This window comes from Croceitalea sp. W27 (assembly GCF_055693185.1).
Map to the genome: position 1 here is coordinate 137,383 of NZ_CM146327.1, position 13,707 is coordinate 151,089.

General features: G+C 37.5%; 17 protein-coding genes. 4 read left to right on the top strand and 13 right to left on the bottom strand.

Annotated elements, in window-relative coordinates; translation table 11 throughout:
• Window positions 1-29 precede the first annotated feature (29 nt).
• From ACZ1GR_RS00640 to ACZ1GR_RS00655, 4 genes are read right to left on the bottom strand one after another with little or no spacing between them, the layout of a single operon-like run.
• On the bottom strand, window positions 30-1,037 hold the full coding sequence (locus ACZ1GR_RS00640) for a glycosyltransferase family 2 protein (protein WP_472610348.1): 1,008 nt from the start codon (window positions 1,035-1,037) through the stop codon (window positions 30-32).
• 7 nt (window positions 1,038-1,044) lie between these two features.
• Window positions 1,045-1,719: an SGNH/GDSL hydrolase family protein gene (locus ACZ1GR_RS00645; RefSeq protein ID WP_472610349.1), complete on the bottom strand. Its 675-nt coding sequence runs from the start codon at window positions 1,717-1,719 to the stop codon at window positions 1,045-1,047.
• A 22-nt stretch (window positions 1,720-1,741) separates the two neighbouring features.
• Entirely contained in the window at window positions 1,742-2,314 is a 573-nt protein-coding gene (locus ACZ1GR_RS00650; protein WP_472610350.1) for a hypothetical protein, read from the bottom strand.
• A 4-nt stretch (window positions 2,315-2,318) separates the two neighbouring features.
• Complete coding sequence (locus tag ACZ1GR_RS00655; RefSeq protein WP_472610351.1) at window positions 2,319-3,806, bottom strand: S10 family peptidase; 1,488 nt, start codon at window positions 3,804-3,806, stop codon at window positions 2,319-2,321.
• Between the two features lie 110 nt (window positions 3,807-3,916).
• Here ACZ1GR_RS00655 and ACZ1GR_RS00660 point away from each other — a divergent pair, with 110 nt between their 5' ends.
• Complete coding sequence (locus ACZ1GR_RS00660; protein ID WP_472610352.1) at window positions 3,917-5,053, top strand: Gfo/Idh/MocA family protein; 1,137 nt, start codon at window positions 3,917-3,919, stop codon at window positions 5,051-5,053.
• 16 nt (window positions 5,054-5,069) lie between these two features.
• On the opposite strand, the gene ACZ1GR_RS00665 is transcribed toward ACZ1GR_RS00660, so the two are convergent.
• Genes ACZ1GR_RS00665 through ACZ1GR_RS00675 form a run of 3 tightly spaced genes read right to left on the bottom strand, consistent with a single transcriptional unit; the run spans window position 5,070 to window position 7,049 of the window.
• Window positions 5,070-5,834, bottom strand: a complete 765-nt coding sequence (locus ACZ1GR_RS00665) for a TIGR02757 family protein (RefSeq protein WP_472610353.1) — start codon at window positions 5,832-5,834, stop codon at window positions 5,070-5,072.
• Window positions 5,831-6,385, bottom strand: a complete 555-nt coding sequence (locus tag ACZ1GR_RS00670) for a CPBP family intramembrane glutamic endopeptidase (protein WP_472610354.1) — start codon at window positions 6,383-6,385, stop codon at window positions 5,831-5,833. Before ACZ1GR_RS00670 ends, ACZ1GR_RS00665 begins: the two co-directional genes overlap by 4 nt.
• A gap of 1 nt (window position 6,386) precedes the next feature.
• Window positions 6,387-7,049, bottom strand: coding sequence for an ABC transporter ATP-binding protein (locus ACZ1GR_RS00675; protein ID WP_472610355.1), 663 nt, complete (start codon window positions 7,047-7,049; stop codon window positions 6,387-6,389).
• 155 nt (window positions 7,050-7,204) lie between these two features.
• Between ACZ1GR_RS00675 and msrA the strand changes: the two genes are divergently transcribed.
• From msrA to ACZ1GR_RS00690, 3 genes are read left to right on the top strand one after another with little or no spacing between them, the layout of a single operon-like run.
• Entirely contained in the window at window positions 7,205-7,768 is a 564-nt protein-coding gene (gene msrA / locus ACZ1GR_RS00680; protein WP_472610356.1) for a peptide-methionine (S)-S-oxide reductase MsrA, read from the top strand.
• A 1-nt stretch (window position 7,769) separates the two neighbouring features.
• Entirely contained in the window at window positions 7,770-8,369 is a 600-nt protein-coding gene (gene folE, locus ACZ1GR_RS00685; RefSeq protein ID WP_472610357.1) for a GTP cyclohydrolase I FolE, read from the top strand.
• A 54-nt stretch (window positions 8,370-8,423) separates the two neighbouring features.
• Window positions 8,424-8,723 carry a hypothetical protein gene (locus ACZ1GR_RS00690; protein WP_377766783.1) on the top strand — a complete coding sequence of 100 codons (300 nt, stop codon included), beginning with the start codon at window positions 8,424-8,426 and terminating at the stop codon, window positions 8,721-8,723.
• 34 nt (window positions 8,724-8,757) lie between these two features.
• Here the strand turns inward: ACZ1GR_RS00690 and ACZ1GR_RS00695 are convergent, their stop codons facing one another.
• The 6 genes from ACZ1GR_RS00695 to ACZ1GR_RS00720 form a co-directional block, all read right to left on the bottom strand.
• Window positions 8,758-9,315, bottom strand: coding sequence for a type 1 periplasmic binding fold superfamily protein (locus ACZ1GR_RS00695; RefSeq protein ID WP_472610358.1), 558 nt, complete (start codon window positions 9,313-9,315; stop codon window positions 8,758-8,760).
• 40 nt (window positions 9,316-9,355) lie between these two features.
• Complete coding sequence (locus ACZ1GR_RS00700; RefSeq protein ID WP_472610359.1) at window positions 9,356-11,752, bottom strand: TonB-dependent receptor; 2,397 nt, start codon at window positions 11,750-11,752, stop codon at window positions 9,356-9,358.
• Between the two features lie 48 nt (window positions 11,753-11,800).
• Window positions 11,801-12,106 carry a hypothetical protein gene (locus ACZ1GR_RS00705; RefSeq protein WP_472610360.1) on the bottom strand — a complete coding sequence of 102 codons (306 nt, stop codon included), beginning with the start codon at window positions 12,104-12,106 and terminating at the stop codon, window positions 11,801-11,803.
• Between the two features lie 53 nt (window positions 12,107-12,159).
• A complete protein-coding gene (locus tag ACZ1GR_RS00710; RefSeq protein WP_472611838.1) occupies window positions 12,160-12,462 on the bottom strand; it encodes a DUF6787 family protein in 303 nt (100 codons plus the stop codon).
• Window positions 12,463-12,492: 30 nt separating this feature from the next.
• Entirely contained in the window at window positions 12,493-12,951 is a 459-nt protein-coding gene (locus ACZ1GR_RS00715) for a DUF6146 family protein (protein WP_472610361.1), read from the bottom strand.
• 66 nt (window positions 12,952-13,017) lie between these two features.
• Window positions 13,018-13,659, bottom strand: a complete 642-nt coding sequence (locus tag ACZ1GR_RS00720; RefSeq protein WP_377765150.1) for a DUF937 domain-containing protein — start codon at window positions 13,657-13,659, stop codon at window positions 13,018-13,020.
• Window positions 13,660-13,707: the final 48 nt, after the last annotated feature.

A 13,707-nucleotide genomic window follows, 5' to 3' on the forward strand; every position in this document is an offset into this window, starting at 1 on the left:
CTTGTTAAGAGTTTGGTAATATTCGTTATTTAGCAGAAAAAGAAATAGTCAAATGCCTGTTGGTGATGTAGGCTTTTTAAATATTCTTTAATGTCTGATTGGGCGGAAGTATTAGCAACCGTAATTAGACTCTGAGGATCGGTCAAAGACTCTAATTTCGAAAAGTGATGCAATTCTTGGCCATATATTTTTTTGTCTATTTTTTTTGGATTGTCGCATAACCAGAAAAAATCAATATTTTTTTCAATAAGCCCGTTTGCAATTTTCTTACCTTTAAAACCAGCGCCCCAAACAACCAAAGGTCTTTTCTCATTATAGTCTAAGTGCAGAAAATAATGCAGTTTAATATCTAAAAAATAGTTTTGGGCATAGTGCTCATGTGTTCTTGAGGTACGCGTATCGTAATCACGCCAAAGCAAGAGGACTTCATTACAAGGAATTATTTTTAGGTTATGCTGATAAAACCTAAAGGTTAAGTCGTAATCTTCAGGGTAACGGTTAGACTGAAAGCCTCCGCAAATATCAAAATCTTCTCGATATACCATCCAACACGGTGACGGAATAACACATTCTTTATAAATTTCAGCGTAATTGGTTCCCAATTCGGTTAATCCGTTAAGCCATTTCTCATATCTTGAGTACCCATCACTAATACCTAGGTCAGAGAAATAGTGTACTTGCCCTACCGACACGTTTCCTTTGCCATATTGTAATAAAGATTCCACCATCACTTGGAGTCTATTAGGTTGCATGATATCATCTGAATCCATTCGGGTAATAAAATTCCCCGAACTTTTAGAATAGGCTAGCTGCAGTGCAGGAATGATACCTTGACCTGTATTAGCAAAAACTTTAATCCTATTATCTTTCTCCGCATAACTGTTAACCAGTACTAAACTATTGTCGGTAGAATGATCATTTATGGCAATAACCTCCCAATTCTGATAAGTCTGTGCTAAAATAGAATCAAGACATTCCGATAAATATTGATCTGTATTTCTAAATGGAATAACAATACTGACTAAGCTTCGGTTCATTTAGAGCTTATTCTTTTAAAGCTTTCCCTATTGCTTCGTTAGCCATTTTACTTAAAACCTCATAGCCTTCTTTTGTTAAATGAACTTCGTCTGTTGTAAGTGCTGAAGGCAAACCATTTCTATCATCTGCCATTGCACTAAAATAGTCTAAGTATTGGACTCCTTTTTGATCGGCTATATTTTTTAGCATTGTATTTAGTTTCGGAATCTTGATATTCGGCGCTAAGCCCGGTCTCCAAGGGTAATCATATGCTGGAAGCACGGAGCATACAATAGGCCAAATGCTGTTAGCTTCTGCTAATTCTACCATTGAAAGGATGTTATCTCTAATCTCTTCTAAGGTCATCGGACCCGTATTACCCGCAATATCATTCGTGCCTGCCAGTATGAGAACCACTTTTGGTTGTAATGCGATTACATCTTGCCGAAAGCGAAGTAACATTTGAGGGGTGGTCTGACCACTGATTCCCCTATTGATATAAGAGGGATTTTCGAAAAAAGACGATGTCCAACCCTCGGTAATGGAATTCCCCATAAATACAACACGATTTTCATCGGCTGGTTCGGCCAGCAATTTTTCATTTGCTGATTTATACTTAGCCAAGTTTGCCCAATCTTGAGCGTTTGATTTTTTTAAAAAAGAAAAGAAGCTTAGTAGCACGAGTATTTTTATTTTGAACATAATTGTCGATTGTAGCAAAAACTTAGTTTTTTGGAGGACTAATCATAATATGTGCCCTGTGCGTACCTGGATTCATTAGCCACGCATGACCTGGAGGCGCAGGTGAGGTAGGCAGGCCAGTAGATGCTCCTGTGGCGAACGGAACATAAAAAACATACCTTAGGTAACCATCTTCGATTTCTTTGGTTTCTTTGTTGACGACCCCGGTAAAAACGCAAAGCGTTGTTTTATCGGGCAATCTCAGTTTGCCCAATTTTACTTCTTTTTCCCGAATATCAAAGATCTCTTGAAATTCTTTTCCTTCAGCTCTTAAAGCCCTGCCTCGAGCCATAAATTCGTCTAAATCTTTGTGATACGCAGCTGTTGAGAAATTGTTTTTTTTAGGGTCAGAGGCCAAGGCAATATAATCGTTGGTACCTTCTCTTAAAGTCGTAAAATTACCTGAAGCATCATAGCCATAAACTTTTGCACCCTGTTTATAATCTGCCGGCACAGCCATAAGAGCCGTTTTTATTTGCCATTCTTTAGATGGTATTGTTTGCCCTATAAGAATGGTTGTAAATAGGACTACGGTTATTAATAGCTTAGTTTTCATTTTATTAATATTTGGCACTTTTGCCTGTATTGGTAGTACGTTTTATAAAAGCCCTGATGTCGTCATTTGCTTTTTGTAAATCTTCTCGCCTTAAATACATCATGTGCCCTGAGCGGTACCCTTTAAACTCAAAGCGATCTTTCATACGACCACTTGGGTCAACCTGCCACATGGTATATTTTGCATTAAAATAAGTCGTTGCCCCATCATAATAGCCCGATTGCACCAGAACGTTTAGGTAAGGATTCTGAGCCATAGCCTGTCGCAAATTATCGCGCGTTTCATCATTTTCATTGTTCCATGGCCGCACCGGACCAAACATATTGTATTTGATATCCGTTTTAAAATTTAACTCTTCCTGCAAGTAATAATTTATGGCAGGTGTAAAACTATGCAGCCAAGAGGTAAGTTCAGAATTGTAATCGGGTCGCGATCCGATTGACTTTTTATCGATTCCTTTATAACGACTATCCAAACGGCCAACGGTAAAATCTCCTTTATTTTTCAAAAGATTTTTCCAAAAGAAAGAGGTTGGCACATCTAAGTTGTGGTCTAAAATATCTTCTTGGTTCAATCCGGAATAATAGGCCATTTTTTGAGCGGCTTCTTTTCTTTCAGCATCAGAGATAAAACCACCTTTTGCAATAGCAGGTATAAGGCTATTTATAGTATAGGACTCAGATTCGGGCAGCACTTCTAACAAATCTTTATTCTGCAGTTCTGTCGGTAACATTTTATGATGCCATGCCGCAGCCGTAAAGTAGGGGAGGTTTAAAGCACTCGAAACGGGGCCGCCCACCCTGATAACTTTATAGTCGGCCGGTGAAACCATGATAACCCCATTGAGATACATCCATTGTTGATTTTGCAAAGCCAATGAAAGACCCATAACCCGGGTACCACCATAGCTTTCCCCTACAATATATTTTGGGGAACGCCATCTATTATTTCTTGTAACAAATGTATTTAGCCATTCGGCCAAGTATTTAATATCCGCATTTATGCCAAAAAACTTATCGCGATCAACCTCTTTACCAGTTTCTGGAATTGTTCTTGAATATCCGGTATTGGCGGGATTTACATAAACGATATCGGTCACATCAAGTACAGAAAATGGATTTGACTTCACACCGTAAGGTTGAACAGGATATCCCTCATCATCAATCTTTAGGACTTTCGGTCCTGTATACGCCAAATGCATCCATACCGAACCCGAACCTGGGCCACCATTAAAAGAAATCAATAAAGGTCTGTCAGCTCTATTTTTAATATTATTTCTGGTGTAGTAGGTATAGTGAAGCGAAGCTATTGGTTTACCCACTTCGTCCCAAACGGGTTGTGTGCCTGTAGTTGCTGTATACGTAAAACTTATACCGTTGATAGTGGCACTATGTTGTGTAGTGACAGTGGTATCAATCGGTAGTTTACGTTCTTGAGAAAATGCCAATAATGTAAAGCAAAGGCATAACGTAAATAAAACTGGTTTATTCATTTAAATAAGTGCGTTAGTTGAATTCTAAAAATAAGGATTTTGAGCCAGAAACATCTTAGTAGCTCAGCTGTATATCAATTTTATATCTTTAAGAGAAGAAATTCATCATCATGAGAAAAATAACACGACGAAAGTTTAATACTACTTTAGCAAAAGGATTGGGGGGCTCAGCACTGACCGCTCATATGCCATTGGCCTGTGCAATGGGCAGTAAGCCAGATAAAAAGAAATTAGGAATTGCCCTTGTAGGGCTTGGTAGCTATAGCACGTACCAATTGGCACCAGCCTTGTTAAATACGAAACATTGTTATCTGGCCGGAATAGTTACAGGAAGCCCGGATAAAGAAAAAATATGGGGGTCGAAGTATAATATACCTGAGGGAAACATCTATAACTATGATAATTTTGATGCCATAAAGGATAACAAAGAAATTGATGTAGTTTATGTAGTACTACCCAATTCTATGCATGCCGATTTTTCTATAAGGGCAGCAAAAGCCGGTAAACATGTGATATGCGAAAAGCCAATGGCAATGAATGTTGAAGAATGTGATGCCATCATAAATGCGTGCAGCGAAAACAATGTTAAGTTGGGAATTGGTTATCGTTTACATTCCGAACCTTACACACAAGAAGTAAAACGATTTGTAAGAGAAAAAACCTTTGGTAATGTCAGGTATATTTCTGCGGATGCAGGCTATTATTCTGGCAGTAACCCAGAGCAATGGCGTTTAAATAAGAAGCTTTCTGGTGGAGGGGCTTTAATGAATATGGGGGTGTATGCTATTCAGACCATAGTTTATAGTACAGGAGAAAATCCAGTTTCCGTTTCTGCACAAGAATTCAGTACCAGACCAGAATATTTTAAAGATACAGATGAAACGATAACGGCACAATTCGAATTTAAAAGTGGGGTAGTGGGTACTATCATGACATCACATAACATAAGTGCAAATAGGTTACATGCAAAATGTGAAAGGGGTTGGTTCGAATTGGATCCGGCGAGCACTTATATTCCGCTAGCAGGAAGAACCTCAAAAGGCGAGCTAAACTTTAAACAAGAAAGTCAACAAAAACTACAAATGGATGATTTTGCGAAACATATTCTTTTTGATGCCCCAAATTTGGTTCCTGGTGAAATGGGCAAGAGAGATATGATGATTGTAGAAGCCATTTACAAATCCATTTCTGAAGGTGGAAAGAAGCAGGCTTTAAATTTCGAGTCCGAGTTCGGCTTTGGAGGATGATTTAGTATTATAATCCTTAAAATTTTTCAAAAACGCCTAACCCAAACAGGGCAAAATCATATTTGACAGGGTCGTTAGGGTCTAGTTTTCGTAGGTTGTTGTCCAATTCCGCAAGTGCTTTGGCATCATTCTGTCCACGCTTCAATAGCTTTAACTTCCTGGCAACATTTCCTGAGTGAACGTCTAATGGGCAAGACAGCTTTGAAGGTGAAATAGCTTTCCACAAACCAAAATCAACACCTTTGTTCGATGGACGTACCATCCACCTTAAAAACATATTGATGCGTTTTGCAGCGGAACCTTTTAATGGGTTAGAAACATGTTTTTGTGTACGCTGCAGGTGCTCCAACTCGAAAAAACATTCCTTATACTTGCTTATGGTTCCTTGAACTGATTGCGCTTCTTGATGTTCGGTGAAAACGGATTCAAGCCCTCCATGATTACAATAAATATGCCGCAAGGCTTTGATGAAATACTTTAAATCATCCCCATTAAAAGTGCGATGAACAAAATTTGATAAGTTGTCTAAATCTGATTCTGTATGATTTAAAACAAAATCGTGAGGTGAATTATCCAATAGCTGCATCAATTTTAATGCATTGTTTATGATACTTTTTCTATTTCCCCAGGCTATTGTTGCCGTTAGAAAGGCACTTATTTCAATATCTTCTTTTTTAGTAAACCGGTGTGGTATTTGCAAAGGGTCACTTTCTAAAAATTTAGGGTGCTCATATTGTTCCGCTTTTTCATCTAAGAAAGATTTTAATTCAGAACTGTTCATTCAAAAGGGATATCTAAAAGTTTCATTATAATGAAGGGACCGATTAGAATTAGATTATGTGCAGCATGTAAGAGCATTGACCATAGTAGGCCGAGTTTGGTTCGGATAAAACCTAAAAAAATACCCGCAGAGATTTGTGGGGCCACTAAAACGGGAATCAACCAATAATAGCCATCAATATTTTGAAAATTACCGATATGGATTACCCCAAATAACAAAACTGAACTATAAAACGCATACTTAAAGTATTTTGAGTTTTTAAAAAAGCCTAGCGGGCCTCGAAATATGAACTCCTCTATTACCGGAGCTACAATTACAACAAGAAAAAATAGCAATAAGGGGGAATAAGCCTCAAACATGTCCATTACTGCGTGACCCTCATAATCATAACCAACAATACTTGTAATAAGGCCTGCCAGCATGCCTAGTAGTAGGCTGAAAGTCACTGTTATAGCGGTCAGGGTAAAAAACATTTTTGTTTTCGTCTTGTTATCTTTGTTAAGCTCTGTATATTCTGGGTTTTTAAAAAACTCAAAAATTTCATTTAACATATTAACCTTGAATTAAGCCATCTACCATTACCAATTTTCTATCGGCCATATTCGCTAGTTCTTCATTATGGGTCACAATAACAAAAGTCTGACCGAACTCTTTTCTTAAATCGAAGAATAGCTGATGTAGGTTGTCGGCACTTTCAGAGTCAAGGTTACCGCTTGGTTCATCGGCAAAAATTACAGATGGATTATTTATTAAAGACCGTGCGACTGCTACCCGTTGCTGCTCTCCACCAGAAAGTTCATTTGGTTTGTGGTGTATTCGTTCTGATAGACCTAAAAAATTAAGGAGCTCTTTTGCTCTTTTTTCAGCTTCTGTTTTAGCCGTTTTTTTAATAAAAGCTGGTAGGCAAACATTTTCTAAAGCTGTGAACTCGGGCAATAACTGATGAAATTGAAAAATGAAACCAATGTGTTCATTTCTGAATTTTGCCAAGGCCTTATCTGTTAAGGTATTGGTGTTGACATCGTTTATTTTGATACTGCTTTCGGCCTTATTCGTTGGAATATCCAAAGTACCTAAAATCTGTAATAAGGTTGTTTTTCCGGCTCCTGACGCACCCACAATTGATACAACCTCTCCTTTCTTTATTTCAATATCCACACCCTTTAAAACCTGAAGGTTTCCATAGAATTTTTGGATATTTGATGCCTGTATCATAGAATTAAAATCAAAAGATGAAAGTAAGCATAAGTTGCAATTGGTAAAAAAAACTTAATCGAAAAGATAAATAATTTTTTTTACGACTATTAAGCAAAAGTTAAAACCGTGAAAGCTGTTGTATAATTAATAATATTGTTTAACATTTACATAAAATGAGTGAACAAAATAGAAATAGAAGAGAAGTAGCCATTTTCGCCAACGGATGTTTTTGGTGTACAGAGGCCGTTTTTCAGAGATTGAAAGGGGTAAAAGAAGTTGTTTCAGGCTTTACGGGCGGAACGATTAAAAATCCTGCTTACAGAGAAATTACCACAGGACGTACGGGTCATGCCGAGGCGATAAAGATTACTTTTGATTCTTCGGAGGTAACTTATGATGAATTGCTGGAAATATTTTTTGCCACACACGACCCCACGACTTTGAATAGACAAGGCTACGATATTGGCACACAGTACAGAAGTGAGATATTTTATACCACTGAGGAGCAAAAACAGGCAGCGGAAAGTTTTATCGCTTTACTTGAAAAAGAAAATGTTTTTAATTCGCCCATAGTTACTGCCGTATCGGAAGAAAAACCTTTCTATAATGCGGAAGAAGAGCATCAGAATTACTATAACGTCAATAAAAACCAACGTTATTGTCAGGTTATTATTAACCCTAAGATAGACAAGTTAAATAAGTACTACTCAAATAAATTGAATACACTTAAAACCTAATATGGCACCATATAAAAATTTAGAAGAATACAACATTGAAGTTACCAACGAAGTAAAAGACCGTTTTTCAAAAATAATCGATGAAATAGGGGAGGATGTTTCAAGGGAGGGTTTGGTAAAAACCCCTGAAAGAGCAGCAAAAGCAATGCTTTTTCTTACCCAAGGCTATCTACAAGATGCCGCTGAAATATTAAAAGGTGCCATGTTCAAGGAGGATTATGATGACATGGTTATCATTAAAGATATCGAGTTGTACTCGCTTTGCGAGCATCATATGTTACCCTTTTTTGGGAAAGCGCATATTGCATATATTCCTAACGGACATATCGTCGGCTTGAGCAAAATACCGCGAATTGTTGACGTTTTTGCCAGAAGATTGCAGGTTCAAGAGCGATTGACCCATGATATTTTAGAATGTATAAATACTACTCTAAAGCCTAAAGGGGTTGCTGTTGTAATTGAAGCTTCTCATATGTGTATGATGATGCGCGGTGTTCAAAAACAAAACTCAGTGACCACTACATCTGGTTTCAGAGGACAATTTGAAAAAATAGAAACACGTAATGAGTTTTTAAAATTGGTTACGTCTCGTTTGCATTAATAACTTTGGCACTCCTTTTGTTTTAATTTACATAAGAATTACTATTTTTCACGTATGTCAAAATTAAAGGATAAAAAAATCAGGAATCTTTTCCTCGGACTATTGTTTGACGCTTTAGGTATGCTCTCTTTTGTTTTACCGGGTATAGGTGAGTTCTCTGATGTGATTTGGGCACCTCTTGCAGGTTGGTTAATGACACGAATGTATAAAGGAAAACTCGGTCAAGCAGCTGGTGTTGTGACCTTTGTAGAAGAATTGATACCGGGTCTAGATGTAGTTCCCACTTTTACGATTATGTGGGTATATACCTATTTGCTGAGTGGAAAAAAAGCAAAAAAAATAATCGATATATAAAAAGAGCCGCTTTTAGCGGCTCTTTTTATAGGCTTTAGTTAGTTATTAATAGATCAAATGTTGCCGTTGCATCGGTTTCTCCACCAGCCCCGGCTAAAGTACCGTCATTTGGTTTGGTAGGCTCATGCCTTAATGTCGCGGTTAAAGAAGCAGCACCGGCAGTATTTGTAGCCAATTGAAAAGTAAGTCCTAACGCATTTCCATTGCCGTCAACATCAGTAGTGGCCACACTAGCAATAGAACCTGTTGAACTGTAAATAACTTGATGTTCCTCATCTTCTTCTTCGACTTCTTCGGTGATATCTTCAACAGGACTTTCCGTTTCGTTTAAAAACTGAATAGTTCCGGTATAGGTTGTATTACCTTCTAGGTCGTTTGAAACAGTAATTACAGGAGCATCTGGTCCATCACCATCTAAATCTTGACTTCGTAATATAATATCTCCATTCATACCGCCGCTCAAGGTCACAATGATCGTGGTTATTGTTTCCTCCTCATTTACAGGTTCCGGATTGCCTTCGTCATCATTGGAGCAAGAACTTAATAATACTCCTCCGAGTACAAATAATGCTAAAAATTTAGTTGTTTTCATAGTTTTCATTTTTAATAATTGGGATTTAATTGTTTTCATCTTAATAATTGAATTTTAATTGTAATATGATATTTCTACCTAAATCATCAGCAAAAAATCGCTGCCTGTTTAAATAGTTTCTAAAATTTGTATTGAGTAAATTGTTTACTATAAGACTCGTTGTCAGCCTATTTTTCTTACCTAAATCAAATTCAGCTTTCGAATAAAAATTGAGCAAATGATACGCCTCAGGCGCCGTGTTAATTTCCAATAAAACTTCTTGCTGCTGCTCAGGGGAGAAAACGATTAAATTATCAGGAACCTCATTCTGTCTAAAAACATATTCACTGCTTAATCGAAGTTCTAAATTTTTCCAGTTTTCTTTGTTAAAGCTTAGGCTGTTTCTAAAATTCGCTGAGGGTATGTTTATTAAAGCAGTCTCTTTAGAAATGTCTTTTCCCTTTACAATTGAAAAAGAATGGTCCGTTTTCCAGTTATTGGTTAACTCCGTATAGATATTTGCATCTATACCTAGTAGACGTGCCCTTGTTTGCCTATACGACCAAACAGGAAACGCACCTCGAATGGTAAACTCCACCCCGGTCGGCTCCAAGAGCATAAAATCTGATACCAAGTTGATATAGGGTTCTATGGAATAACCCCAAGAACCATAGTCACGTTCTTTGGCAACTGAAAATTTATGGGATGTTTCACTAGCAAGTCTCAGGTCGCCAAGTTCTATACGAGCGGCAGACTGATGCAATCCATCACTAAACAACTCTGCAGGGTTCGGTGCGCGTTGTGCAAGGGCATAGTTTACCCTTAGCGTTGAAAAATTATTTTTACGGTACTGAAGCCCTACTGAGCCTGAAAAATTATGATAATCAAAAATAGGATTGACCAATAATTGATTTCCAAAATCATCAATTACTAAATCTTGAAAATCTTGATCATAACCGCGCTCCTCCCATCGAGAGGTTTGATAAAATTTCTTGGCATCTATTTTACTAAAATCGTAACGTAGCCCAGCATCCAAGGTAATGTTGTCATCAACATTGAATTCTCCAATGATGAACGCTCCCGCATCATACTTGTCATAATCAGGTATCAATCTTCTGATTCCCGTGGCAGGATCCGCAAAATTATTCTGATAGCGGAGTAATAGTCCGGTCTTAAATTCATAGTTTTTATTGGCGTCCCATTTAAAATCCGTTGTTAAACTATGGGTTGTCAACGCTAAGTCCAGGGACTGTCTGTCATCTGATTCTCCTCTACGAACATCAAATTCAAGGCGATTATTACTTTGAAAATCATATTGTAGATTCCATTTTCCCAGACCTTCAAAACGTTTGTAAAAACTCAGTTTGGCCAAATGGTGGGTAACTTTTTGCCTTGGATTGTTTAAATCATAAGTGAACGGACGTATAAACAAGGGCTGTTGCGTGTTAATAGATCGAATCAAATCATCAACATTACCGACATGCGAAGAACGTAAAATTGCTATTTCAGCATCGTAGAATGAATAATTTAGATTCCAACCCCATTCAAAGAGATTTTTACCAGTTGCCAACGAAGCTCCTATTTCTTGAATTCCTGTGTTTGAAAGTATATAGTCAGGTGCCTCTCTATCTCCAATACGTTTATAAGAAGCCTGACCTTTTAAAAACCAACCATTCTCATAGGTACGAACCAACTCGGTGCTAGCTGAACCACCACGGCCATTTGAAACTCCATTTAAAATTGTTTTGCCATACAAAGAATCGGTTTTGGTAAAAGGCAATTGCTCCATTAAAATAACACCACCAATAGCATCACCGCCATACTGCAAAGCTGAGGCTCCCTTTATTACAGAGACAGAACCGGCAGCATTGAGATCTACATTAGGAGCATGTTCATCGCCCCATTCCATATCTTGCATTCGTACCCCATTGTTCAACAACAAGACCCTACTACCATTAAGACCATGAATAGCCGGCTTAACAATATTTGCACCGGTACTTAAAATGGATACGCCTGAGATCTGGCTTAAGGCATCACCTAAGGTACCACTACTGAATTCTTCTAGTTTTTGAACGTCTAAAGAAACCTCCTGGGCAGAATTTGTCTGTTTTATAGAACTTCCTATAACCTTCACCTCTTCGAGCTCTTCTAAATGATGCTCAAGTTTTATATCAATATTTGTCTTGCCTTTTATGTTAACATTCAGTAGGGTAGTGCTACATTCTGGATGACTGATCTCAAAAGTGTAAGTCTTATCACATAAGTTTGAAATTGTAAATTCACCGTTTATGTCGGTGATTATTTTGATACCTCCATCCAAAGTCTGAATGTTGGCATTCATTAATGGAGTTTTATCGTGATAGTCTATAACGACACCCGACAAGCTACTCTTGCAATCTTGCGCAAGTGCAAAGGATACTGTAAAACAGAACAATGCTATAAAAAGCACTTTCATCATAAAAGGACATTAATAAGAGAATTAACCCAAAAGGGCTGAAGAATTAATCTAGGAAATGAGGCTTAGAAAAGGTGGGGGCCTACTGTATTGAAATGTAAGGTATGTTTTTCCATTTAAAAACTGGTATGCAAAAACATTTCCCTCTGTGAGGTAATAGAAGTTTGAAAATTCCAGATTTAAATCTATTGGTAAAAAGGAAACATCTTCTTGTTCTTCAGTGGCCATATGACAAACCACACAATCACTGATTTCGTCAGTGTTTTCTATATGTGTAAAGGAATGTAAACCGGCAACCTTAAAGAGTAATAAGGCTGCAAATAGAAATAGACCTAATGTTCGAACAATCGGTTTCACTCGACAAAGCTAGTTAAAATTCAGAGTGCAAGAGTGTTAATTAAATCACAAAACTAAGATATGAACGACCCTAGACCGAGACGTTTCAACATTTTCTTTTCAAAAGCCCAAAAGAACTTGTATTGCCCAAAGAGCCATCCAAAAAACACCAATAACACTTGGTAAATCGGAAAAATAAGCAGAATTCTGATTGGCCAATAGATCCAGCCAGATATATTTTCTTTTGTAATACCAATAAACTCTGTAACGGGAGCGGCAAGTTTTGCCGAAACACTACCAGTAATAGCAAAAACAATAAAAATTATGATTATTTGAAAGTTGGAGTCTATACCCCAACGCTTTTTAAGTTTCTCCATCATTAGATTTTCGATGGCAAATTTACAAGATTATATTCGAGGTAAAAAAGGGCCTAGGCGTTGATTGTATCTTCTTTGAAAGAATACAAAATAATTATAGAGTTTATAATTCACTTCGTAGCCGTAATCTATTTGGGGGTCATAATTTATTTGTAGTTCGTATAAATTTGGATTGAATCTATTTGGTTGTAAAACTCTTTGATTCCAATTGAGTACCAGTATTTGATTACGATTTTCTAAAAAAGATTTCGAATAGTAACCTTCTGGTCTGGCCACACTTTGCAGCCAAATGTTAAAACCCGGTTCAATAATAATGATTTCATATTCCGTTTTTTCATCTGAAATTTCAACAGGTTCCTCTGATTGCGAAGCAAAGATTTCTTTTTCCTTATCAGAAATGGCCAAAGCTTCTTTTTGGGTACCACAAGAACTTAAAGATGTACTAAGTAATAAGAGTGCAGTAAATAGATTTAAAATATTCTTTTTCATACCCTTAAAATATAAAAAAAGCCGCTTAGAATGTCTAAACGGCTTGTTAAATACTATAGTTTGATGTTATTTTCCGAACAAACCTCCTAAAAGGCCTCCAAGTCCGCTTTTCTTTTGGTTTCCGCCAGAGAGTACCATACCAGCTAGGTCATCGATTACACTGCCATCGCCGTCAGAGTCTAAAAACGACTCAATTAAAGATTGCTGTTTGTTTGCAGTTTTTGTTCCGCCCATTAGACCACCTAAAAGACCACTTAAAGCATCTGGGCTAGATACGTTTTGTTGCCTCGTCTGTTTTCCTAGATAACCTAAAAGTATAGGGGCAGCAATTTTTAATATTTGTGCTACGGAACCTGCATCAATACCCGCCTTACTACTTAAAGCGTTTTCAACTTGAGGCTGTTTAGAACCAAAAACATGACCTAAAATTCCTGCACCGTCATCCATTACCGATTGGTCTACACCACCACCGAATAAACCTCCAAGGTTATCCAAGATGCTTCCATCATGCTTAGAAGAAAGGGCATTCATGAGTCCTTGCGCTCCACCAGGGGTAGAGGTGTTTTTTTTCATGGCGCCCATAATCAAAGGCATGGCCATTGCAAGCACATCCGCTGTTTTGTTTTCTGGCTGACCGGTTTGACCGGCAACACCGCTAATTAGTTGTTTGCCTATTGGGCTATTTATTAAATCTAATAATCCTGACATTTTTATAGTGTTTAGAATAAAGGTTACAATGTACAAAAAAGAACCACT

What these genes read in the sequence shown, in the direction of transcription:
- ACZ1GR_RS00640 (WP_472610348.1), bottom strand. Translation starts at nt 1,037, where the DNA reads ATGAACCGAAGCTTAGTCAGTATTGTTATTCCATTTAGAAATACAGAT.
- ACZ1GR_RS00645 (WP_472610349.1), bottom strand. Translation starts at nt 1,719, where the DNA reads ATGTTCAAAATAAAAATACTCGTGCTACTAAGCTTCTTTTCTTTTTTA.
- ACZ1GR_RS00650 (WP_472610350.1), bottom strand. Translation starts at nt 2,314, where the DNA reads ATGAAAACTAAGCTATTAATAACCGTAGTCCTATTTACAACCATTCTT.
- ACZ1GR_RS00655 (WP_472610351.1), bottom strand. Translation starts at nt 3,806, where the DNA reads ATGAATAAACCAGTTTTATTTACGTTATGCCTTTGCTTTACATTATTG.
- ACZ1GR_RS00660 (WP_472610352.1), top strand. Translation starts at nt 3,917, where the DNA reads ATGAGAAAAATAACACGACGAAAGTTTAATACTACTTTAGCAAAAGGA.
- ACZ1GR_RS00665 (WP_472610353.1), bottom strand. Translation starts at nt 5,834, where the DNA reads ATGAACAGTTCTGAATTAAAATCTTTCTTAGATGAAAAAGCGGAACAA.
- ACZ1GR_RS00670 (WP_472610354.1), bottom strand. Translation starts at nt 6,385, where the DNA reads ATGTTAAATGAAATTTTTGAGTTTTTTAAAAACCCAGAATATACAGAG.
- ACZ1GR_RS00675 (WP_472610355.1), bottom strand. Translation starts at nt 7,049, where the DNA reads ATGATACAGGCATCAAATATCCAAAAATTCTATGGAAACCTTCAGGTT.
- msrA (WP_472610356.1), top strand. Translation starts at nt 7,205, where the DNA reads ATGAGTGAACAAAATAGAAATAGAAGAGAAGTAGCCATTTTCGCCAAC.
- folE (WP_472610357.1), top strand. Translation starts at nt 7,770, where the DNA reads ATGGCACCATATAAAAATTTAGAAGAATACAACATTGAAGTTACCAAC.
- ACZ1GR_RS00690 (WP_377766783.1), top strand. Translation starts at nt 8,424, where the DNA reads ATGTCAAAATTAAAGGATAAAAAAATCAGGAATCTTTTCCTCGGACTA.
- ACZ1GR_RS00695 (WP_472610358.1), bottom strand. Translation starts at nt 9,315, where the DNA reads ATGAAAACAACTAAATTTTTAGCATTATTTGTACTCGGAGGAGTATTA.
- ACZ1GR_RS00700 (WP_472610359.1), bottom strand. Translation starts at nt 11,752, where the DNA reads ATGATGAAAGTGCTTTTTATAGCATTGTTCTGTTTTACAGTATCCTTT.
- ACZ1GR_RS00710 (WP_472611838.1), bottom strand. Translation starts at nt 12,462, where the DNA reads ATGGAGAAACTTAAAAAGCGTTGGGGTATAGACTCCAACTTTCAAATA.
- ACZ1GR_RS00715 (WP_472610361.1), bottom strand. Translation starts at nt 12,951, where the DNA reads ATGAAAAAGAATATTTTAAATCTATTTACTGCACTCTTATTACTTAGT.
- ACZ1GR_RS00720 (WP_377765150.1), bottom strand. Translation starts at nt 13,659, where the DNA reads ATGTCAGGATTATTAGATTTAATAAATAGCCCAATAGGCAAACAACTA.